This is a genomic window from Mesorhizobium sp. USDA 4413 (genome assembly GCF_056280365.1).
Genome location: NZ_JBVPRP010000001.1, coordinates 3,142,463 through 3,163,485 on the forward strand (window position 1 = coordinate 3,142,463; position 21,023 = coordinate 3,163,485).

The window sequence follows — 21,023 nt, forward strand, 5'->3', positions numbered from 1 at the left end:
GGAAACGGCAAGCCGGCCGGCAAAATCGTCACGGCGAAGGGGAATAATCCCGTTGTGACGTCCGTTAACGTTCAGTCGCGTACCCTCTTTCCTCATCACGGAGCCAATTGAATGAGAAAGCTTGTTCTCGCCATCTCTATGCTCGCTTTTGCCGGTTCGGTCGCCTTTGCCGATCCGATAAAGGATCGCCAGGCCTTGATGAAGGAGCGCGGCAAGCTGGCCGGTCAATTGTCTAAAGTCGTCAAGGGGGAGGAGGATTTCGACGCCGCCGCTGTGCTGACGACGCTGAAGGCCCTGCAGGCAAATGCCGAGAAGTTCGATGCCGAGAAGCTTTTCCCGGCCGGCAGCGACAAGGGCGACACCACGGCGGCGCCGAAGATCTGGGAAGACAAGGCCGGCTTCAACGCGGCAGAAGACAAGCTGCTGGCCGATGTCAAGGCCGCGGTGGCTTCGCCTCCGGCCGACGTCGACGCGCTGAAGGCGCAACTCAACACGATCGGCGGCGATTGCGGCACCTGCCACCAGACCTACCGGATCAAGAAGAGCTGATTGCCCGGCGATGGCCTGGCTGAGGAAGCTTGTCGGCGCCGCCGTCCTGCTTGGCGGCGCCGCGGCCGCTGCCGGCTGGGTCCTCTCGGCGCCCGCCAGGCTGGACGCCGGCACCGTCGCGCAACTCGGCCCCGGTGACGCCGCCAAAGGCAAGCGCATCTTCTATGCGGGGGGCTGCACCTCCTGCCACGCCAAACCGGGCGCGCAGGGCGACGCCCGGCTGCAATTGGTCGGCGGTTTGGAACTCAAGACGCCGTTCGGCACATTCGTTCCGCCCAACATCTCGCAGGACCGGAAGGACGGCATCGGCGGCTGGAGCGAGGAGGACTTCGCCAACGCCATGCTCAAGGGCGTTTCGCCTTCAGGCGAGCATTTCTACCCGGCCTTTCCCTATGCCTCCTATGCGCGCATGAAGCCGGCCGACATCGCCGACCTCTACGCTTTCATGAAGACGCTGCCGGCGGTTGCCGGCAAGGCGCCGGACCACAAGCTGTCCTTCCCCTTCACCATCCGCCGCGGCATCGGCCTGTGGAAGCTTCTCTATCTCAGCTCAGAGCCGGTGATTGCACTGCCCGACGGCACGCCGGACAAGGTTCTCGCCGGCCGATATCTGGTCGAGGGGCCCGGCCATTGCGGCGAATGCCACACGCCGCGCGATTTCGCCGGCGGCGTCAAAAAGGGCCAGTGGCTGGCGGGCGCCGTGGCTGCCGAAGGCTCGGGCGTCGTGCCCAACATCACCCCGCAGGGCGCCACCAAGGATTGGTCCGAGGCCGACATCGCCAATTACCTCGAAACCGGCTTCACGCCGGATTTCGATTCCGTCGGCGGCGCCATGGTCGACGTGCAGCGCAACATGGCGCAACTGACCGCCGACGACCGCGCCGCGATTGCTGCCTATCTCAAGGCGATCCCGCCGCATCCGAATGGCTACCCGGCGCGCAAGCCGGCGAGCTGAACCGTCATCATGTCTTCTTTGCGTGACACCAGCGATGCGATGAGCTTGTGGTGTCTCAGCCATATTAGTTGACTTTAAAACTCATGTATCATAGGCGCTTCGGCCAGTTTTCTGGCTAACCGAAGCTTGCCATGCCCTCGATCGATCTTTTGTCCGGAGCCGCCCATCGCGGACAGCGTGCGGCGCTCCTCTTCGCCGGCAGCCGGACGCTTTCCTGCGCGGAGCTCGACGGGCTTGTGCAGCAGTTCGCCGCGAGGCTGGGGCAAGGAGAAAAGCAGCTGGTAGCCATCTCGGCGGACGCTTCCGAGCAGGCGGTCGTCGCGTATCTTGCAGCCCTGCGGGCGGGCCATGCGGTGGCCATGCTGCCGCCTTGCGACAGCCGGCTCTGGGAAGATTTCCTGGCGGCCTTCCAGCCGGATTTCACCTACCGGCCACTCGATGGCCGTTGGCGTCTCGTCAAGGAGGCCCGGCGCGTAGGAGACGCTGAGCCGCTGCACCCTGATCTCGCGCTGCTGCTGATGACATCCGGCAGTTCGGGCACCGCCAAGGCGGTCAGGCTTTCCCACGGCAATATCGAGGCCAATGCGCGCTCGATTGCGGCCTATCTGGAACTCTCTTCGAACGATCGGGCCGCTCTCGTGCTGCCGCTCCACTATTCCTACGGGCTATCGGTCCTCAACTCGCATCTGATTGCCGGCGCCAGCGTCCTCTTCCCCGGCACCTCGGTCATGGACAGCGATTTTCTCAGGATAATCGCTGACGGCGGCTGCACGAATCTGTCCGGCGTCCCTTATTCCTATGAACTCTTGGAAAGGGCGCGTTTTCGCGACGCTGAACTCAGCACATTGCGCATGATGACCGTGGCCGGCGGACAGCTCCGTCCCGACCTTATTCGTCTCTACAGGGATCACATGCGTGCGCGTGGCGGCCGGTTCTTCGTCATGTATGGTCAGACCGAGGCGACGGCGCGCATCGCTTTCGTGCCGCCTGAGAGCCTTTCCGACAGGGAAGAGCGGATCGGTGTGGCGATTCCCGGCGGCAGTCTTGGCATCGTCGATGCTGAAGGAGAACCGATCACGCGATCGGGCATTTCGGGAGAACTCGTCTATCGCGGTCCCAACGTAATGATGGGTTATGCCACGGGGCGTTCCGATCTGGCGCGCGGGGCTGAGGTCGAGATCCTGAATACCGGCGATATTGCCGTTCGGGACGAGCACGGTTTCTTCCGTATCGTCGGGCGCAAGAGCCGCTTTGCCAAGATTGCCGGCCTCAGGATCGGCTTCGACATTATGGAGCAGGCGCTGGAGCGGGCGGGCATTGCCGCGGCGGTGGTCGGCGACGATCGAGGGTTGCAGGCCTATGTGATCGGCGCCGGCTCGGCGGAGAGGGCACAGCGTATCCTTGCCGAAGCCAGCCGCTTGCCAGCCAATCTGATTCGAGTTGCCACGCGCGGCGACTTTCCCAGGCTTGCCTCGGGCAAGATCGACTATAACTGCCTCCAGCGCGAGATGTTGCAAGAGCGGGCGGAAGTCCGCTTCGAAAGTGGTGGCGTGGCTGGTGCCTATGCCCGCGTCTTCTATCCGCTCCCCGTTGGCCGCAATGACAGCTTTGTCTCCCTCGGCGGAGATTCCCTTCGCTTCCTGCAACTGGCCCTTGAACTCGAACGACTGGGTTTGGAGCTACCGGACGGGTGGGAACGCCTAAGCGTCGCGGAGCTAGCGGATCTTCGTCCGGCGAAGCGGCCTCTCATGCGCGGGCAGGCAAGCGGGCTGCCTGTCGATTTGGTGCTAAGGACCATCGCCATCCTTCTGGTCGTCGTGCATCACGAGACGTTATGGCCTATCCCCGGCGGCTCCGGCGTCATGATGCTGCTGGTCGGCTACAGCCTTGCTCGTTTCCAGTCGGCCCATTTCCTTGCCGGTCGAATCGGGCACGCGCTGAAACCTGCGATTGGCGTGCTGATCCCTTATTTCTTCATTGTCGTCGCTTACGCCGTCGCTTGGCAGGCGGCGCCCTGGGCCTCGATGACCCTTACCGGCAACTTTGGCTACGCCGAACCGGAACGTCACGAGATGATCCCGTATCTCTACTGGTTCATCGAGGCCTATCCGCAGACACTTCTGGTCTTCGCTCTCATCTTTGCCGTTCCGCCACTACGCAAGCTTGCCCGGGCCCGTCCCTTCGTTTTCTCGCTGGGTCTTTTGGGGTTTGCCGCTGCCGCGCGCTTTTCGCTGCCTTTGTTCGTCGATCTCGGCAACCGCCAGATCTTCACGATCTATTGGGTCTTCCATCTGGCCGTATTCGGTTGGTGCGCCGGTCTTGCCGACACTCCGGCGAGAAAGCTGGCTCTGACTGCCCTTGCAGCCGCCATGCTGGGTTATTTGGCCTTCTGGGAGTCGGTCTGGTTAGGGACGACGGTCAAGTACCTAATGATCTTCGCGGCGCTTTTGGTTCTTCTTTATCTACCGCGTGTTCGCCTGCCGGCCGGGGTAGGGCGGGCGGTTGCGCAGGTCGCCGTCGCGGCGTTTCCGATCTACCTTTTCCACCGTTTCGTCCCGGAAATATTGATGGCCCCCGTCGCAGGCGTGCTGCCGGCTCCCATCTTCCAGCTGCTGGCGATTGCCGGCGGGATCGCTTTAGGTATCGTTGCCGGCAAGGCCTTGGCAGGCATTCGAAACCTGCGTGGCAGATTGGCGATAGGACGTCAGCCGGAATTGCTCTCCGTCTGAGGCACCTGATCTATGCTCATGCCGCTAGGGGTGGCGGTCGCCCAGGAAGTCGAAGCCGTTTTCGAAGAAGTGATTGTAGTTGCAGGTCAGTTCCTCGCCAGGCGCGATGTCGCGCAGCGCGTAAGTCTCCTCGGGTGAGGAGACGTCGCAGTTCGGATCGTCGTCGTGGTTCATGTAGCGCGCGTCGTCGGCTTCGAACACGATGTAGCTCGGATCGTGCCGGTCCGGATAGGAATAGCGGTCGAGATAGGATTTCACCGGTCCCGTCTGGCTCTCATAGGTGTCGACGGGAATGCGCCGGTCGAACTGCGGGTCGAGCTTCCAGATCAGCGTTCCCTTCGGAATGCGATGCCTGGCGAAGACGCCGATTCCCTGGATGGACGATTTGTCGAGATAGGTGTCGACGAGAAGCATGACGAACCTTGTTGAACAGAGACTGGCCGGCCCGAACGCGGCATCCAAATGACCGCGCCCGGGACGACCGTGCATTGCGTAACGCGCGGTCTTGCGGATTGCGAGCGGAAAATCAGGCTTTGCCTGTCACTTTCAAGGCAAAGGCGTAAATATAGGCGATCTCCTCCAGCCGGGAGAACCGGCCGGAGGCGCCGGCATGCCCGGACTCCATATTAATCTTGAACAGGACGGGATTGCTGCCGGCCTTGCGTTCACGCAACCTCGCCACCCATTTCGCCGGCTCCCAATAGGTGACGCGCGGATCGGTGAGGCCAGCCAGCGCCAAGATCGGCGGGTAGTCGAGCGCCGCCACATTGTCATAGGGCGAATAGGCTGCGATCGTCTCGTAATCGGGGGCGGAGGCGATCGGGTTACCCCATTCCGGCCACTCCGGCGGCGTCAGCGGCAGGGTGGCGTCAAGCATGGTGCTGAGCACGTCGACGAACGGCACCTCGGCGACGATGCCGCCGAAATCCACCGGCGCCATGTTGGCGATCGCCCCCATCAGCATGCCGCCGGCGGAGCCGCCCTGCGCCACGATGCGGTCGTGCTGCGTGTAGCGCTCGGCGACGAGATGGCGGGCGCAGGCGATGAAATCGGTGAAGGTGTTCATCTTCTTTGCCCGCTTGCCGTCGTCATACCAGCCATAACCCTTGTCATTGCCGCCGCGCACATGCGCGATGGCATAGACGAAGCCGCGGTCGACCAGCGACAGGCAGTTGGTGTTGAAGGCGGAAGGCACCGTGATGCCGTAGGAGCCGTAGCCGTAAAGAAGGCATGGCGCGGAACCGTCGAGCGGCGTGTCGTGGCGGTATAGCAGCGAGATCGGCACCAGCTCGCCATCGGTTGCCGGCGCCATCAGCCTGCGCGTCACATAGTGCTCCGGATCGTGGCCGGAGGGCACTTCCTGCGTCTTCAAGAGCACGCGTTCGCGGCTGCGCATGTTATAATCGAACACCTGCGCCGGTGTCGTCATCGACGAATAGGTGAACCGCATCACTTCGGTGTCGTATTCATAGGAGCCGGAGAGGCCGAGCGAGAAAGCTTCCTCGTCGAAGGAGATGAAATGCTCCTCACCGCTGGCGCGCTCGCGCACCACGATGCGCGGCAGGCCGTCCTTGCGCTCGAGCCTGACCATATGATTTTTGAAGCCGAGCACGGAGAGGATCAGCCGGCCGGGCTCGTGCGGCACCAGTTCCTGCCAGTTGGCGCGCACCGGATTGTCGGCCGGCGCAGTCATGATCTTGAAATCCTTGGCGCCGTCGGCATTGGTGAGGATGAAGAAGATGTCGCCGCCTTCTTCCAGATCGTATTGCAGTCCGGTCTCGCGCACTGCCACCAGCTTCGGCTCGGCGGATGGATCATTGGCCGGCAGCAGGCGGTATTCCGAAGTCTCATGATCGTTGATGCCGATCATGATCCAGTCATTGGCGCGCGTGCCGCTGACATCCATGAAGTAGCCCGGGTCGGTTTCCTCATAAATCAGCCGGTCGTTCTCTGACTTGTCACCGAGCGCGTGGAAGAACACTTTCGACGGGCGATGGTTGTCGTCGAGACGGGTATAGAAGAAGCCATCGTCGCCGGCCTTCCAGACCCCCCCACCGCCCGTATCCGGAATCTGGTCGGCGAGGTCCTTGCCGCTCGCGAGATCGCGCACGCGCAGCGTGAAGAATTCCGAGCCCTTGTCGTCGAAGGCCCACAGCAGCTTCCTGTGGTCGCACGAATGGTCGACGCCGCCGAGCCTGAAGTAGGTCTTGCCCTCGGCCTCCTTGTCGCCGTCGAGCAGGATCTCCTCGACGCCGCCGTCGCGCGGCGTGCGGAAATAGCGCGGCTGCTCGCCGCCCTGCCGGAAGGAAGAGCCATAAGCATAGGGCCCGTCCTTCATCGGCACCGTCGAATCGTCTTCCTTGATGCGCCCCTTCATCTCGGCAAACAGCTTGCCGCGCAGATCCGCCGTGTCGGCCATCAGCGCCGCCTGATAGGCGTTTTCAGCCTCGAGATGAGCGCGGATGCGGCCGTCGAGCAGGGAAGGGTCGCGGAACACAGCCTGCCAGTTCTCGGCCCGCATCCAGGCATAGTCGTCGCTGCGGGTGATGCCGTGATGCGTGTCGGAAACCGGATGTTTCTCAGGGGCCGGCGGGCTGGCGGCCGGGAAAGCGGAAGTCAAGGCGGAAGCTCTGGTCATTACGTCTCGCTGCGGGATTTGCTTGAATGCCGAATGAACGCGCCGCTCAGCGGCGGTTCAAGGGGTGCGGTCCAGTTGGTCTTCAGAAGCTAGTTGAAGGGGGAAAGATGAAATCCTGTGTTCCTATCGCCATAGCAGTTGCCGTCGCTACATCGGGTCTGGCTTTTTCCAGCCAGTCTCATGCAACCGTCTTTGCCGCCTGGCAAGTGGCGGGCGTGCCGTTCGGCGACACGCTCAATGCACGGAAATATCCGTCCAACGGATCGCAAAAACAGGCCGCCTATCCGAACGGCACCGTGCTGCAGATGACCGGCCGCTGCACCGGTGGCGCAAACCTGCTCGATATCGCCCGGCAGCCGCAATGGAAGCAGCGCCAGGCGATCCGCTATCGCTGGTGTGAGGTCTGGCACGATCCGGCCCAGAACGGTCATTTCGTCACCGGCTGGGTCTACGGCAAATATATTGCGCCTTACTGATGGATCCTATTGGGCCGCCTTGTCGGCTCAGCCGCCAAGGCGGCGTCATTGCGCTTCGTTGCGCCGCAGGATTCGTTATGCGGGCGCAACAGGTGCCCAAGCATTGACCAAGCATTGAACGTCCTGTCCAGGCACGATCGGATGTCTAACACATGGATGACCCAACGTCATGGCATGCTGGTCTGACCAGAAAAATCTCGCGAAGTTTCACGCCGCACGAATTTTTGAAGCTGAATCGGCAATATTTGATGAATATCGGCTAATATAAGTCAATATGCGAATTGACTTACTTGCAATACGGCGCCATTAAGATAACGCGACGCGAATCGCAGGCTTTCCTGGACGAAATTCGCGCGATGCCCGATCTCAGAAAAAAGGGCGCAGTTTTAGAAACAACTCTCGTTGGGGCCTTAGCACTATGGAAATCGTCGAAACACCTTCGAAAAACGGTGATGCGCTGATCGAGCTGACCGCCGATGTCGTCGCCGCCTATGTCAGCAACAACCCGGTGCCGGTCGGGGAACTGCCGAACCTTATTGCCGACGTCCATGCCGCGTTGGGCCGCGTCGGCGGCTCGCCGGAGCAGCCGTCGGCCGAGAAGCAGAAGCCGGCCGTCAACCCGAAGCGCTCCGTCCATGACGACTACATCGTCTGTCTCGAGGACGGAAAGAAGTTCAAGTCGCTGAAGCGGCATTTGATGACCCACTACAATCTCACGCCGGAAGAGTACCGTGAGAAATGGGGCCTGGACGCCAATTACCCGATGGTCGCCCCCAATTATGCTGCCGCCCGCTCGCAGCTTGCCAAGAAAATGGGCCTTGGCCGCAAGCGCAAGGGCCGCTGACAGGCTTCAGTCCTTCAGCAGTTGGACGGCGCCCTCGCGGCGTTTTGCTTTTAAAGCGAAGCGATATGGGCCGGATCAGGCCGTCTGCTTCAACGCCGCTTCCGCGTCACGCTTGATGCGCTTGACCATCGAGCGCAGTCCGTTGGCGCGCTGGGGCGAAAGATGCTCGTCGAGGCCGAGTTCCTTTAGCGTTGCTTCGGCATCCGTGTTCTGGATTTCGCTTGCATGCCGGCCTGAAAACAGCGCCAGCATGATGGCGACGAGGCCGCGCACGATATGAGCGTCGGAATCGCCCTGGAAGCGGATCACCGGATCGGCGCCGGCGCCCTGCTCGGTGGTGAGCCACACCTGGCTCACACATCCAGGCACCTTGTTAGCGGCCGTGCGTTCCGCCTCGGGAAAGGGGGGCAGGCCTTCGCCAAGCTCGATCACATAGCGATAGCGGTCCTCCCACTCGTCGAGCAGGGAAAAGTCGTCGCGGATGGTCTGGATCGGGGTCGTCATTGCCCGCATATAGTGACCCGGCATTGCCGCGTCACGGAAAAAGAAAAACGCCGCGGGCGTCGAGAGGTCGGACGGGCCCGCGGCGGAGAGCAATTCCAGGAAAAGTGCGTAGCGGTTTTCCGTCCGGAATTGCCCCAAAATCAAAGAAAAAGAGCAATTCCAGGAAAACTGCGTAGCGTTTGGGCTCGGCGACTTCGCCGTAGCCTTCCGTCCGGACTTGCGCCAAATCAAAGAAAAAGAGCGAACGGCTGGAAAGAATTCAGTTCTTCGCCGTCAACATCACCGGAATGTTGACCTTGGCAGGCAGCACGATGTCCTCGGCGACGCTGCCGGTGGTCGTGACGGAGCCGTCCGCGATCTTCGTCTCGGGCGTGCCTGCCTGCCCGGACTGCTTGTCGTCGATCATGGCCGCGGCGATCTTGGCGGTTTCCTTGGCGCGAACGGTGATGGTGTACATGGCCGACTTGCCGGTTTCGCAGACGTCGGGCTTGCGCTCGCAGAGCCCGGCAATGTCGCCGACCGCCTCGCGCGCCGCAAACAACGCCTGGATCGGCCCGACGCTCTGCTGGCCGTCCTCGCCCGGGCCGACGCCGAGCGGCAGCGCCAGCAGAACCAGCGAGAACCAGAAAGCCATCCTGATCAGAAAGCCCATCTTACCTACCTCTCATCCAGGATGGATGACGCATCCATCCGTGACGGATCATGCATCCGTTGGCATGACCTCTTTTATCGGCAGCATAGTGGCATAGTCACGCAAAAGACGGCTTGCATCGAAGCCGCGAATTTTCCTCAAATTTTAGGCAAATTCGAAAGGAATTGGTTTTGAAACGGACTTGTCTCGAATCTCGTCGTCTGCGTTAACTTTACAATAACCATACATCCCATTGTTTTTAAAGGATTTTGTATCCATAAGCGGTTAGCCGGATCAAGTTGAGGCCCGTTTTGGCACAGGCCTCGCGGCTAACCCGCCGTTTACCATGGTGCCAACTCGGCGCGCTTTGTAAGGCCGGCATCACAATATTTGCCTCGGGCCGGTCGCCGGTCCCCGCCAGCCTTATCCATTCCTTAAACGCTGGATGCGAGTTTCAAGTCATTGATGAGTCACCCTGCCGGGCAGGGCATTTTTACGACCGGGTTCGCGTGCGTTGAGTTCGATTTCAGCCAGATACGTTCAATTGCCCGGCGCGGTTTCAGCCGGCTGCGAACGCATGGTTCACCCGACCGTGACGGGTGAGGCCGAACGCTTGCGCCAGCGCCGCTTCATCGGCGTCATGCTCGCCGCTCCGTTTCTTGCCGCGGGCGCCGCGGTCACGCTCGTCACGTCCAGCCTCGGCGCGGCCGTCACGATGGCCGCGATCTTTACCGCTTTCGGCCTGTGCTGGTTCGCCGCGCTTCTGGTGGCGGCCACCGGCCATATGGCGCTCGCCGGCCGCATGGCTGTCGCGCTGGGCGGCCTTGCCCTTGCCGGCGCCATTGCCGCGGCGGGTGGACTGGCTTCGCCGGTGGCTCTGCTTGCCGTCGCTCTGCCGGTCGAGACCTGGTGGGTCTCGGGGTCGCGGCGCGCCGCGCTGTCGGGGGTCTTGGCGGCCCTTGCCGCCATCGTGCTGCAGTCCTTTGCCGGCCATGTCCTGCCGTCGGGCGAAATCGCCGCCTGGCATTGGCTGTTGCCGTTCGCCTGGGCGCTGACGCTGTTGCCGCGAGCTGCCGCCTTCGCCAACCCGGCAGGCTCGCGACTGATGGAGCCTGTGGGCGATCGTCTCGAGGACGTCATCGACGCCGTCGTCCTGCGCCTCGGGCGCCAGGGCGACGTGCTCGACGCCTCCGCCAAGGCGCGTTCGATTCTGAAATTGGCGCCGGAGCTCCTGCTCGGCACCGGCCTTTTCGACCGTATCCATCTTTCCGACCGCGTCGCCTATCTCACCGCTTTGGCCGACATGCGGGATGGCGCTCCGAAGCGCCGGCTCGACCTGCGCATCCGCCTGCCGCGCGAGGGCTCGAGCGCCGCCGACAATTTCCGCCCCTTCAGCCTCGAGCTGCTGCGCGGCGAGGCCGACCGTGACGTCTTCACCCTGGTCCTGCAGGAAAACGACGATGTCACGGCATTGCGCGAGGAGCTGGCGGAAGCGAGAGAGGCGGCCGCGACCGCCGAAGTGGCCAAGGGCCGCTTCCTTGCGGTGGTCAGCCACGAGTTGCGCACGCCGCTCAACGCCATCATCGGCTTTTCCGACATGCTGCTCCATGAGATGTTCGGTGCCTTCAAGGATCCGCGCCAGAAGGAATATGTCGGCCTGGTCAGGGAGTCCGGCCAGCATCTTCTGTCCGTCGTCACCTCGATCCTGGACGTCTCGCGCATCGAAGCGGGCGCCTATGCGACCGAGCTGGAGCCGTTCCGCTTCGTCGAGGCAGTCGACATGTGCCGCTCGATGATGCGGCCGCTGGCCGACGCCAAGGGCATCGTTGTTGCCACGCAGATCGCGCCGGACGCGGGCGAGATCTATGCCGACCGCCGCGCCGTGCAGCAGATCCTGATCAATCTCGCCTCGAACGCCGTCAAGTTCACCCCCGATGGTGGCAGCGTGGTGATCGGCGCCAAGCGCGTCGGCTCGCTTCTGCATTTCTGGGTGAGCGACACCGGCATCGGCATCGCCGAGGAGGATATGGCCAATCTCGGCAAGCCGTTCATGCAGATCCAGAACGACTATACGCGCCGCTTCGAGGGAACCGGGCTCGGCCTGTCGCTGGTCAAGGGCCTGGTGGCTCTGCACGACGGGACGATGTCCATCGAGAGCGCGCCGGGTGAGGGCACCACGGTGACGATCGGCCTGCCGGTGAACGGGCCGAAGCGGCATTCCGGTGCGCCTTCAGGCGTGCTGGCCATGCCGGCGGCGAGGCCGAAGGGGGATAGAGATGGGGAGAGAAATGGCTCGCTCCGCAAAACGGCCTAAGGTGGTCGAACCCGAGCGCGGCGTCCTTGCCGAGGGCGCGGTCGCGGTCGGTCAGCTGATCGCAAGCAACCCGGTCCTGGTCGGCGGTTCGACAGCCTTCCTGGTGACGCTGTTCTATGTCTCGGCCAATGCGCTCTGGTATCAGCCTTTTCCGCATACCGGCGCCTTCTTCGCCACCCGCAGCATCGAGAATTTCCCGCACACCGTCTCGAACGAGCCGGAAACCACCATCAACATCGTGCGCCAGCCACCGCCGCAGCCGGCGGCCAAGCCGGACCCGGTCGTCCAGCAGGTGCAGGGCATTCTCAAGGATCTCAACTTCTACGACGGCACGGTCGATGGCCTTACCGGCCCGGCGACCCGCAAGGCCATCCAGGCCTACCAGCTGAAAGTCGGGCTGCCCGGCTCGGGCGATATCGACGGGGCGCTGCTCGACCAGCTTGGCGCCCGTCAGACGACGGCGGCCATTCCCCACCCGGCGCCGCGGCCGGCCGAGGGCGTGGCCGTTCCGGCCGCCAAGCCGCCCGTGATCCCGGTCTCCGCCCCGGCCGATGGCGCCACGCAATCGCCCGATGCCCGCATTATCAAGATCCAGGCTGGCCTGAAGGCCTTCGGTAACAACGACATGCAGCTCGACGGCAAGGTCGGCGCCCGCACCAAGGCCGCGATCAAGGAATTCCAGGCCTTGTTCGGCCTGCCCGAGACCGGCGAGCCGGACGAGGCGGTCTACGTCAAGATGCGCGAGATCGGCCTGACGAATTGAGCGACGGTGAGGTCGTTTCGGGTCCTTCATCCTTGCTGTAAGAAACCGCGCATGACATCCGGAAGCTTTTCATGCGCGTAACCACCGATCTCTGGGTCTCGGCGCTTCTGCGCCGCGTCTTCGGCGCCGGCGGTTTTGCTGCCGTGGTCAAGCGCGGCGCGACCGAGGCGGGGGCCGTCTTCGTGTTGTCGCGCGGACGTCTGGGGGAGGTGGCCCTCTATGGGCCGGCGCCGCAGACGAGCTACGATTCGGCCAAGCCCGACGAGCGCTTCTTCACCCTGCTCGATTCAAGCGACGACAGCTCGGCCTTCGATGCGCGGCTGGAGCGGGAGAAGAAATTCGATCCCGACATCTGGGTGGTCGAGATCGAGGCAGGTACCGTTCCGGTCGAAGAGCTTCTTTCGGTGAAGACGGAATAGGCCGGATCAGGAAGCCTTGAGGCCGGCGGTCGCCTCGTCGCTGTTCGACACGTCGAGGCGCTCGGGTGCATCGGCAGCATCGGCGCGGATCGCCCGCGAAAGGGTCTCCGCCTTCCAGGCGCGTACCTTGTCGAGCGCCGCCTCGCGGTGCAGCAGCCGATAGCGGTCGAGGAAGAGCCGGATCGCCTGCGGATGCGGGAACTCGCCGGGATAGACCGCGACCGCGATCAGGAAAGCCCTGTCTTCGCTAAGGTCGAGGGCGCGCAGCGCCGCAAGCAATGCGGCATAGCTCGATTGCCCGGTCACCGAGCGGGCCGTCGCGAAGTCGATTCCCAGCGCATCGGCAAGGGCGGTCTGGAAGAAGGCCGCGTTGCCGGTCAGCGCCGTCTCGCGCAGTTTCACATAGGCCGGCTGGCCGAGGAAGGTGTTGACGTCGGCGGTGTCGCCGGTCGGGCGCATCATCGACCGCAGGCGGCGCCGCGCGTTCTCCGCTGTCTGGCCGGGCGCCGGGCGGTCGGCATCCGCCTCGACTGCGGCCTCCGGTTTCGGCGCGAGCCTGGTAATCGTCTCGGGTGGCCGCGTTTTGACCAGCGTCGGTCTTTCCAGCGCGCGGATCAGGTCGGCGATCGTCGGGTTGAGCTCCTTGCGCCGCGCGATGGCGCGCGCGTGCGGCAGCCCGTGTCGGCCGATCAGCGCGATGAGGTCGATGTCGCTCAGCGCGTTGGAGCGGGTGAGCAGCGGTGCTGCGATCTCGACCGGCTGCTCGGACAGCCGCCGCACCAGGGCTGTCGGCGCGTAGTCGCATTCGGAAAGGGCGGCGGCGACATAGCGGCGCGATTCGACCGAGACCTGGTCGAACAGCGGCAGCGTCAGGTCTTCGAGCTGGGCGATTTCGCGGCGTGAGGGGCGTGTCAGCGAGCAGAAAGCCGACACGGCGGCGCGGAATAGCCTTTCGGCCTTTCCCGCTTCGGTCCGGATAGCGATTTGCCTGAAATCCGAAGATGACACGGAGGATACGCCCGACACTCGACACAATCCCGAACCGCGCAATCCGGCCGGGCCGGTTTCGCGTCTTCAGGAAAAACAAACATCAAATTAGCCGTGATCCGTTAGCGCTCCGTTAACCCTCTACGCCCTTAATCGACTTTGGAGGCGTTGCGTTGTGCTCCGGTCAAACCGAGAGGAATGCGCGAACCATGGGCATGGTCCTGCCTTTTGTGCCGCGTACGGCACCTGTAAATCGAGCAAGTCACGACACCACGGCGGCGGCGGTCATCATTTTCCCCGGCGTCCGCTATGAGTTGCGTCCGCAGGCCGAAGAGGCCCGGCCGGGCGACAGCGGCTCCGACAGGCCAGGCTCTCCGCCGCCTGCCAAGCCGCATCACTGACCTGGTCGTTTTCTCAGTAGTCCTGCAATTCGCAGGCGCTCTGCTCGAGGAAGCGCGATACGATCGGCTTCCAGCTCTCGTCCGGCACGAAGGCGCGGACGACAAAGATGCCTTTCTCGATCGGCGCCTCGACGAAGATCGCACCCTGCAGATCCTCCGGAAGGTCGCGTCGCACATCGATCATCTGCGCCGGCGTCAGCACCACCGCATCGAGCTTCTCGCCATTGGCGTTGTGGTCGTTGAAGGAATAGATGTTGTGGCCGCTTCGATCATAGACCGAAGCCGACCAGAACGGCACGTCGCCCGGCGCTCTGATCCTGACCAGCCCGTCCGAGAGATCGAAGCGACAGGCGGCCGCGTAAAACAGCGGATCGACCGATTTCACCACCGGCGCGCCGCCGGCTTCGGCGTCGAGCCGCGTCATCTTGTAGAGGTCGGATGCCATCGCCAGCCGCGACCAGGCATCGCGTTCGGAAAATTCCGGCACCAGGAACAGCACGACGATATGCACGATGCCGGCGCCGAGCAGGCCGAGGATCAGGGCATGCAGCAGGCTACGCATTGCAGCCCGCCTTCAGGATGCGCGGCAGCGTGACGTCCGAGAGGCCGGTGCTCGAGGCGATCGGCGTGTCGTAGAAGGTCAGCACGAAATACATCTTGCCGGAGCCGCCGGTCAGCAGCCAGTTGCCGGGCGCCGGTCGGCTGCCGACGGAAATGACGACGGAATTGTCGGGCCGGCGCAGCACTTCGTAGGATTGCAATGCCGACTGCCTCGGCTTGCCAGTGTCGATCACGCCAAGCGACCGGTCGGCGGCATAGAGCGTCCAGAAGCGGGCGGTGGGATAACCGCCTTCGATCGTGTAGGTGCATTCTCGTTTCAGCAGCTCGCCCGCATCGTCGCGCTCGGCGACGAAGGCAAGCCCTTCGGCCTGGCCGAGCGCCAGCACGCCCTCGCGTGCCACGCGCGCCTTGGAATAGGGGTCGGCGTTGAGCGTTCCGACTTCGGGGAAAGCAGTCCATTGGCCGATGCGGATCGCGCCGACGCCGTCTTGCGCATTGAGCGCATACCAGACGCTGTAGCCGCCAAGCCCGATGGCTATTGCAAGCGAAAGCAGCGTCAGGATGGCGTTCTTGAGCATGAGGGCCGCAAACAGAGGAGATTGCCCGGGATATCGCGGCGCGGGGTGCCGTGGCAAGCCGGCTTCACGCGCCGGCCACCCTAAAGCGCCGAAAGCGTCTCCGGCAAAGCGGGGGCGCTGAGCACGGGCGCAGCGTGGAAAGCCTTGGTCATGTCCCTGAGCGTCTGGCTGGTGCGGCCGGAAAGCACCGGCGGGCGCTCGGCCTCGGCTTGCGCCGCCGCCGCGTCGGCTTCCTTCTTCGCCGCTTCCTCGGCCTTGGCCGCGACCTCCGGATCGACCCAGGGGTGATCGAGACCGGGGATCGGCTTCAGGTCGATGTTCTGGTGCGCATAGACCATCAGCCGCTGCCAGACCATCGCCGGGAGCGTGCCGCCGGTCATCTTGTTGGTCGGCGTGAAGTCGTCATTGCCGAGCCAGACCGCGGCCGTGTAATTGCCCGTGAAACCGACGAACCAGGCGTCGCGATAGGACTGCGTGGTGCCGGTCTTGCCGGCGACGACGATGTTGGGCAGTTGGGCCCGCCGCGCCGTGCCGATGGCCGGCACCGCCGCCAGCATCGTGTTCATGTATTTCAGCGCTTTTTCCGACAGGACGCGGTGCGGCGGCGGCGCATCCTTGGCCCAGTCATAGACCACCTCGCCGGTGCGGGTGACGAGCTGGGTGATGCCATGGCGGGAGCCGACGAAACCGTTCTGGGCAAAGACGCTGTAGCCGGTCGCCTGGTCCATCACGGTCATGCCGGATGTGCCGAGCACCATGGTCTTGTGCGATTCCAGCGGCGATTCGACACCCATCGATTCCGCCATCGCCTTGATCGGACCGATGCCCAGATAATCCTTGGCAAGCCGCACCGGCACGGTGTTGATCGACTTGGCGATCGCCGTGAGCAGCGTGACATTGCCGGCCGAGCCGCCATTGTAATTGTGCGGCGACCAGCCGCCCCAGCTGATCGCGCCGCCCGAAACGACCGAATCCGGCGTGAAGCCGTGTTCCATGGCGGTGGCATACACATAGGGCTTGAAGGAGGAACCGGTCTGGCGCAGCGCCTTGGTGGCGCGGTTGAACTGGCTGGTGCCATAGTCGCGGCCGCCGACGATGGCGCGAACCGCGCCGTTGGTCTCGATCACCACCACCGCGCCTTCGGTGACGTTGTATTCCTTGCCGAACTGCCGGAGATGGAACTCGACCGACTCTTCCGCGGCCTTCTGAATGTTGGCGTCGAAAGTGGTGTGGGCGACCAGCGAATGCTGGCCGGGCTTGGCGATCTTCTTCACCTCGTCGAAAGCCCAGTCGAGGAAATAATCCGGGCTCTTCTGCTCGCCGCGGTCGACGACGTCGGCCGGATGCAGCCGCGCCTGCAGCACCTGGCCCTCGGTCATGAAGCCGGCATCGACCAGGTTTGACAGCACGACGTTGGCGCGGGCACGGGCCGCCGGCAGGTTGATATGCGGGGCGTATTTGGTGGGCGCCTTGAACAGGCCGGCCAGCATCGCCGCTTCGGCAAGGCTCAGATCCTTGACGCTCTTGCCGAAATAGAAATCCGCCGCCGCCTCGATGCCGAACGTGCCGCCGCCCATATAGGCGCGGTCGAGATAGAGCTGCAGGATCTCCTTCTTGGACAGGTTCGCTTCCAGCCACAGCGACAGGAAAGCTTCCTTGATCTTGCGCTCCAATGTGCGCTCGTTGGACAGGAAAAGGTTCTTGGCGAGCTGCTGCGTGATGCTGGAGCCGCCCTGGACCACCGAATTGGCGCGCATATTCTCGAAGAGCGCGCGCGACAGGCCGAGGATGTCGATGCCGTAATGGTCGAAGAAACGCCGGTCTTCGGTCGCCAGCACCGCCTTGATGACGATGTCCGGCATCTCGTCGACCGGCACGGAATCGCGCTGGATGATGCCGCGCTGGCCGATCTCGTTGCCGTACCGGTCCAGGAAGGTGACGGCGAAGTCGCCTTGATTGCGCCAGTCGCCGGCGGTGATGTCGAAGGCCGGCATGGCGAGCGCCAACAGCACCACGAAGCCGCCGGCGCCCATGGTGAAGCCTTCGCTCAGCACCTCGATGATGGCGCGGCGCCAGCCGCGCACGCGGAAACGGCGGGAAAAGATGGTCGCCGCTTCCCAGAATTCGCGCGCTTTGAAGCTGATCTCATAGAGAGAGGAATCGAGCCAGGCGTCGACAGCAAGAGCCGCCGAGGCGATCCGGCCTCTTCTCCTGCGTGGTTTCGAAGGACTTCCCATTCCAGACTTCCGCCCCAATGCGCTTTCGCCCGAAAACAGCATGCGGGCAGTTTCAGGGTGGCGCCCCTGTCAAACTATTCGATCATTTTATCACCGCCCACAAGGGCAGCGAAGCCACAGCACAAGCTTTGTTGATTGGAAATACGCGGGCCGTTAACGACCGATCGGTATCACCGCGCCGCGATGAAGCGCATGAAATGCGCCACATCCGCCTCGGTCGGCTCCTGGCCGGTGAAGGAGCGCAGATAGGCGGCAAGATGGCTGACGCGCGCCTCTACCGGCTCCTTGAGGTCGAGCACGTAATAGCCGATCTGCATGTAATAGAGGACGCGGGCGCGGATGAAGGCATCCTCGCTCTCATAGCCGTGCCGGCGGTACATGTCGCGTATGGCAAGCAGCCGCTCCTCGTCGGCCCGATCGATCATGCGCCGCACATCGTCCGAGCGCCTTGCCCACTCGCGGACAGCGAAGTCGAGCCGCGGGTCGAACAGGCGCTCGTCGGCCCAGCATTCGAAGACGTTCATCACACCCATGATGATGGTGTCCGCCGGCCGGCGGGCACGCTCGACGATCGCGGTGGTGTTGGTCTCGTGCCAATGCTTGAGCAGCTGGTCGAGCAGGTCCTGCCGGCTTTCGAAATACCAGTAGAAGCTCGAGCGCGAGACGCCGAGCTTCTGTCCCAAAGTCAGCACCCGCACGCTCTCGATGCCGTCGGAAATCAGCGTTTCCAGCGCAAGGTTGATCCAGTCCGCGCGGGTCACCTTGATATTGCCGGGCGCCGGCTCGGGAGCGGTCATGGTCATGGCCGAACAAGTGGCACGGCGCACGGCGGCGCGCAAGCTCTGGACAGAAGTGTCTAGACACAAATGTCCAGAGTGTATATCGTAAGGGCCTCCAACGAGAGGGAGAGGCTCGTGAAATCGCATTATCGGGCAGTGGTCATCGGAGGAGGCGTGGTCGGCGCCTCGGTGCTCTATCACTTGACGCGATTTGGCTGGAGCGATGTCGCGCTGATCGAGCGCGCCGAGCTGACGGCCGGCTCAACCTGGCATGCGGCGGCCGGGTTCCACGCGCTCAACGCCGATCCCAATGTGGCGGCGCTGCAGGACTACACGATCAAGCTCTATCGCGAGATCGAGGCCGAGTCCGGCCAGAATGCCGGGCTGCACATGACCGGCGGCGTCAACATGGCGAGCGACCCGCAGCGTTGGGAATGGCTGAAATCGGCCTGGGCGGTGTTCCAGTCGGTCGGCATCGAGACGGCTCGGCTGGTGACGCCCGAGGAAATCAAGGAGATCTGCCCGATCGTCGATGTGAATGGCGTGCTCGGCGGCCTTTATGATTCCAACGAGGGCCATCTCGATCCCTATGGCACCACGCACGCCTATGCCGGCGCCGCGAAGAAGCGTGGTGCGGACGTCATCCTGCGCAACCGCGTCGTCGAATTGAAGCAACGCGCCGATAGCGGCTGGGACGTCGTCACCGAAAAAGGCACGATCGTCGCCGAGCACGTCGTCAATGCCGGCGGCCTTTGGGCCAAGCAGGTCGGGCTGATGGCCGGCGTCGACCTGCCGGTCACGCCGATGGAGCATCATTATTTCGTCACCGAGGAAATCCCCGAGGTAGCGGCGCTCGACAAGGAACTCGGCCTGGCCGTCGATCTCGACGGCTTCTCCTATCTGCGGCAGGAGCGGAAGGGCGTGCTGCTCGGCGTTTACGAGCAGAACCCGAAACACTGGAACATGGACGGCGCGCCTTGGGATTACGGCATCGAGCTGATCCCGGAGGATATCGATCGCATCAGTCTCGAGCTTGCCAAGGCCTATCAGCGCTTTCCCTGCCTGGCTAACGCCGGTATCCGCAAATGGGTCAACGGCGCCTTCACCTTCACGCCGGACGGCAATCCGCTGGTCGGCCCGGTCAGGGGGTTGAGAAACTACTGGGTCGCCTGCGGCGTCATGGCCGGCTTCAGCCAGGGCGGGGGCGTCGGCAAGTCGCTGGCCGAGTGGATGATTTACGGCGAGCCGGAAGCCGACATCTTCGGCATGGACATCGCCCGCTACGGCGCCTTCGCAGCCAACCGGGAGTATCTCAGGCAGACGACCGGCCAGTTCTACGCCCGCCGCTTCGTCATGACCTTCCCCAACGAGCGCCTGCCTGCAGGCCGGCCGCTGAAGCGCCCAGGCGCCTATGACAGAATGAGCGCCGCCGGAGCCGAATGGACGGCGTCCTGGGGCCTGGAGATCCCGGCCTATTTCGCGCCGATGGGGTTCCGGGAGGAGACGACGCTGAAGCGCTCCAACGCTTTCGAGATCGTCGGCGACGAGGTGCTGCAGGTCCGTCGTGCTGCCGGCCTCGTCGATACTACGGCCTTCTCGCGCTATGCCGTGTCAGGCCCCAGCGCAGAGGCCTGGCTCGACCGGCTGCTCGCCTGCCGGCTGCCGAAGCCCGGCCGCGCGAAGCTTGCCCCGATGCTTGGGCCCGACGGCCGGCTGAAGGGCGATCTCACCGTGCTCAACTGGGGCGGCGGCGAATACTGGATCATGGGTTCTTACTATTTGCGCGAATTCCACATGCGCTGGTTCGAGGCGCATATCGCCGAAGGCGTCTCCGTCACCGACATCTCGGACGCCACATCCGGTTTCCTCGTCACCGGTCCGAACGCACGACGGATCGTCGAACGCATCACGCATCAGGACGTCTCCGCGGCAGCCTTGCCGTTCATGGCGTGCGGCGAGTTCGACATCGGCATGGTGCGTGCCCGGGTGGCAAGGCTATCCATTGCCGGCGAGCTCGGTTTCGAGATAAACTGCCCGGCCACCCTGCATTCGACCCTGCGCGAGACGCTGCTTGCCGCCGGCGAAGACCTCGGCCTCGCCGAGATCGGCTATTACGCGCTGAATTCGCTCAGGCTGGAAAAGAGTTTCGGCATCTGGTCGCGCGAATTCACGCAAGGCTACACGCCCGGCCAGACCGGGCTTGACCGCTTCATCGCTTTCGACAAGAGCGATTTCATCGGCCGCGAGGCGGCGCTGAAAGAGCGCGAGGACGGCGTCTCTCGGCGGATCGTGACGCTGGAGGTCGACGCTGTCGACGCGGATGCCAGCGGCTTCGAGCCGGTCTGGCATAAGGGCCGGCGCGTCGGCTTCGTCACTTCCGGCGGCTATGGCTATACCCTCGGCAAGAGCGTCGCCCTGGCGTTGCTCGATGACGATTTCGCCGGGGAGGGGACAGAACTTTCCGTACACATTGTCGGAGTCGAACGGCCGGCGCGCGTCATCGCGGCATCGCCCTACGACCCTGAAGGCAAGGCGATGCGGCGATAGAGCATGATCCTGAAAAGTGGGAACCGGTTTTCGGAAAAGATCATGCTCAAACAAGAGGACAAGATGGAACGGGATGACGTTTCGAAGGAAAGTCATCCTGTTCCAAGGAGG

The 21,023-nt window shown here is 63.5% G+C and carries 18 protein-coding genes; 9 read left to right on the forward strand and 9 right to left on the reverse strand.

What is annotated here, in order from left to right; genetic code table 11:
- Positions 1-111: 111 nt before the first annotated feature.
- The 3 genes from ACVMIM_RS14995 (at position 112) to ACVMIM_RS15005 (ending at position 4,233) form a co-directional block, all read left to right on the forward strand.
- On the forward strand, positions 112-549 hold the full coding sequence (locus tag ACVMIM_RS14995) for a c-type cytochrome (RefSeq protein WP_476112852.1): 438 nt from the start codon (positions 112-114) through the stop codon (positions 547-549).
- 10 nt (positions 550-559) lie between these two features.
- Positions 560-1,504: a cytochrome c gene (locus tag ACVMIM_RS15000; protein WP_476112854.1), complete on the forward strand. Its 945-nt coding sequence runs from the start codon at positions 560-562 to the stop codon at positions 1,502-1,504.
- Between the two features lie 131 nt (positions 1,505-1,635).
- A complete protein-coding gene (locus ACVMIM_RS15005) occupies positions 1,636-4,233 on the forward strand; it encodes an AMP-binding protein (RefSeq protein ID WP_476112856.1) in 2,598 nt (865 codons plus the stop codon).
- 24 nt (positions 4,234-4,257) lie between these two features.
- Here the strand turns inward: ACVMIM_RS15005 and ACVMIM_RS15010 are convergent, their stop codons facing one another.
- Both ACVMIM_RS15010 and ACVMIM_RS15015 read right to left on the reverse strand, forming a co-directional pair.
- Complete coding sequence (locus ACVMIM_RS15010; protein WP_476112857.1) at positions 4,258-4,647, reverse strand: SET domain-containing protein; 390 nt, start codon at positions 4,645-4,647, stop codon at positions 4,258-4,260.
- 112 nt (positions 4,648-4,759) lie between these two features.
- Entirely contained in the window at positions 4,760-6,871 is a 2,112-nt protein-coding gene (locus tag ACVMIM_RS15015; protein ID WP_476112859.1) for a S9 family peptidase, read from the reverse strand.
- Between the two features lie 107 nt (positions 6,872-6,978).
- Here ACVMIM_RS15015 and ACVMIM_RS15020 point away from each other — a divergent pair, with 107 nt between their 5' ends.
- Both ACVMIM_RS15020 and ACVMIM_RS15025 read left to right on the forward strand, forming a co-directional pair.
- Positions 6,979-7,347: an SH3 domain-containing protein gene (locus ACVMIM_RS15020; RefSeq protein WP_476117237.1), complete on the forward strand. Its 369-nt coding sequence runs from the start codon at positions 6,979-6,981 to the stop codon at positions 7,345-7,347.
- A gap of 418 nt (positions 7,348-7,765) precedes the next feature.
- On the forward strand, positions 7,766-8,191 hold the full coding sequence (locus ACVMIM_RS15025; RefSeq protein ID WP_027164827.1) for a Ros/MucR family transcriptional regulator: 426 nt from the start codon (positions 7,766-7,768) through the stop codon (positions 8,189-8,191).
- A gap of 75 nt (positions 8,192-8,266) precedes the next feature.
- On the opposite strand, the gene ACVMIM_RS15030 is transcribed toward ACVMIM_RS15025, so the two are convergent.
- Both ACVMIM_RS15030 and ACVMIM_RS15035 read right to left on the reverse strand, forming a co-directional pair.
- Entirely contained in the window at positions 8,267-8,695 is a 429-nt protein-coding gene (locus ACVMIM_RS15030; RefSeq protein WP_041002215.1) for a SufE family protein, read from the reverse strand.
- 259 nt (positions 8,696-8,954) lie between these two features.
- Entirely contained in the window at positions 8,955-9,347 is a 393-nt protein-coding gene (locus tag ACVMIM_RS15035; protein WP_476112862.1) for a DUF5330 domain-containing protein, read from the reverse strand.
- Between the two features lie 556 nt (positions 9,348-9,903).
- Between ACVMIM_RS15035 and ACVMIM_RS15040 the strand changes: the two genes are divergently transcribed.
- The 3 genes from ACVMIM_RS15040 to ACVMIM_RS15050 all read left to right on the forward strand — a co-directional run bounded on the left by ACVMIM_RS15040 (position 9,904) and on the right by ACVMIM_RS15050 (position 12,822).
- Positions 9,904-11,640: a sensor histidine kinase gene (locus tag ACVMIM_RS15040; protein WP_476112864.1), complete on the forward strand. Its 1,737-nt coding sequence runs from the start codon at positions 9,904-9,906 to the stop codon at positions 11,638-11,640.
- Positions 11,615-12,403, forward strand: coding sequence for a peptidoglycan-binding domain-containing protein (locus ACVMIM_RS15045; protein ID WP_476112866.1), 789 nt, complete (start codon positions 11,615-11,617; stop codon positions 12,401-12,403). The genes ACVMIM_RS15040 and ACVMIM_RS15045 overlap by 26 nt, the downstream gene beginning before the upstream one ends.
- Before the next feature lie 71 nt (positions 12,404-12,474).
- Entirely contained in the window at positions 12,475-12,822 is a 348-nt protein-coding gene (locus ACVMIM_RS15050) for a DUF1491 family protein (protein ID WP_476112868.1), read from the forward strand.
- A gap of 6 nt (positions 12,823-12,828) precedes the next feature.
- Here the strand turns inward: ACVMIM_RS15050 and ACVMIM_RS15055 are convergent, their stop codons facing one another.
- The 5 genes from ACVMIM_RS15055 to ACVMIM_RS15075 form a co-directional block, all read right to left on the reverse strand.
- The gene (locus ACVMIM_RS15055; protein ID WP_476112870.1) at positions 12,829-13,830 is read right to left on the reverse strand and encodes a DUF2336 domain-containing protein; all 1,002 of its coding nucleotides are present in this window, start codon (positions 13,828-13,830) and stop codon (positions 12,829-12,831) included.
- A gap of 393 nt (positions 13,831-14,223) precedes the next feature.
- The gene (locus ACVMIM_RS15060; protein ID WP_476112872.1) at positions 14,224-14,772 is read right to left on the reverse strand and encodes a DUF1254 domain-containing protein; all 549 of its coding nucleotides are present in this window, start codon (positions 14,770-14,772) and stop codon (positions 14,224-14,226) included.
- A complete protein-coding gene (locus ACVMIM_RS15065) occupies positions 14,765-15,349 on the reverse strand; it encodes a DUF1214 domain-containing protein (RefSeq protein ID WP_476112874.1) in 585 nt (194 codons plus the stop codon). Before ACVMIM_RS15065 ends, ACVMIM_RS15060 begins: the two co-directional genes overlap by 8 nt.
- Before the next feature lie 80 nt (positions 15,350-15,429).
- The gene (locus ACVMIM_RS15070; protein ID WP_476112876.1) at positions 15,430-17,586 is read right to left on the reverse strand and encodes a transglycosylase domain-containing protein; all 2,157 of its coding nucleotides are present in this window, start codon (positions 17,584-17,586) and stop codon (positions 15,430-15,432) included.
- Between the two features lie 170 nt (positions 17,587-17,756).
- The gene (locus ACVMIM_RS15075; protein WP_278049586.1) at positions 17,757-18,389 is read right to left on the reverse strand and encodes a TetR/AcrR family transcriptional regulator; all 633 of its coding nucleotides are present in this window, start codon (positions 18,387-18,389) and stop codon (positions 17,757-17,759) included.
- 111 nt (positions 18,390-18,500) lie between these two features.
- Here ACVMIM_RS15075 and ACVMIM_RS15080 point away from each other — a divergent pair, with 111 nt between their 5' ends.
- Positions 18,501-20,912 (forward strand): GcvT family protein, encoded by a 2,412-nt coding sequence (locus ACVMIM_RS15080; protein ID WP_476112878.1) that lies wholly within the window; start codon positions 18,501-18,503, stop codon positions 20,910-20,912.
- Positions 20,913-21,023: the final 111 nt, after the last annotated feature.

Bases quoted from the DNA above. Each gene is read 5' to 3' on its own strand.
- ACVMIM_RS14995 (WP_476112852.1), top strand. From the start codon at position 112: ATGAGAAAGCTTGTTCTCGCCATCTCTATGCTCGCTTTTGCCGGTTCG.
- ACVMIM_RS15000 (WP_476112854.1), top strand. From the start codon at position 560: ATGGCCTGGCTGAGGAAGCTTGTCGGCGCCGCCGTCCTGCTTGGCGGC.
- ACVMIM_RS15005 (WP_476112856.1), top strand. From the start codon at position 1,636: ATGCCCTCGATCGATCTTTTGTCCGGAGCCGCCCATCGCGGACAGCGT.
- ACVMIM_RS15010 (WP_476112857.1), bottom strand. From the start codon at position 4,647: ATGCTTCTCGTCGACACCTATCTCGACAAATCGTCCATCCAGGGAATC.
- ACVMIM_RS15015 (WP_476112859.1), bottom strand. From the start codon at position 6,871: ATGACCAGAGCTTCCGCCTTGACTTCCGCTTTCCCGGCCGCCAGCCCG.
- ACVMIM_RS15020 (WP_476117237.1), top strand. From the start codon at position 6,979: ATGAAATCCTGTGTTCCTATCGCCATAGCAGTTGCCGTCGCTACATCG.
- ACVMIM_RS15025 (WP_027164827.1), top strand. From the start codon at position 7,766: ATGGAAATCGTCGAAACACCTTCGAAAAACGGTGATGCGCTGATCGAG.
- ACVMIM_RS15030 (WP_041002215.1), bottom strand. From the start codon at position 8,695: ATGACGACCCCGATCCAGACCATCCGCGACGACTTTTCCCTGCTCGAC.
- ACVMIM_RS15035 (WP_476112862.1), bottom strand. From the start codon at position 9,347: ATGGGCTTTCTGATCAGGATGGCTTTCTGGTTCTCGCTGGTTCTGCTG.
- ACVMIM_RS15040 (WP_476112864.1), top strand. From the start codon at position 9,904: ATGGTTCACCCGACCGTGACGGGTGAGGCCGAACGCTTGCGCCAGCGC.
- ACVMIM_RS15045 (WP_476112866.1), top strand. From the start codon at position 11,615: ATGGCTCGCTCCGCAAAACGGCCTAAGGTGGTCGAACCCGAGCGCGGC.
- ACVMIM_RS15050 (WP_476112868.1), top strand. From the start codon at position 12,475: ATGCGCGTAACCACCGATCTCTGGGTCTCGGCGCTTCTGCGCCGCGTC.
- ACVMIM_RS15060 (WP_476112872.1), bottom strand. From the start codon at position 14,772: ATGCGTAGCCTGCTGCATGCCCTGATCCTCGGCCTGCTCGGCGCCGGC.
- ACVMIM_RS15065 (WP_476112874.1), bottom strand. From the start codon at position 15,349: ATGCTCAAGAACGCCATCCTGACGCTGCTTTCGCTTGCAATAGCCATC.
- ACVMIM_RS15070 (WP_476112876.1), bottom strand. From the start codon at position 17,586: ATGGGAAGTCCTTCGAAACCACGCAGGAGAAGAGGCCGGATCGCCTCG.
- ACVMIM_RS15075 (WP_278049586.1), bottom strand. From the start codon at position 18,389: ATGACCATGACCGCTCCCGAGCCGGCGCCCGGCAATATCAAGGTGACC.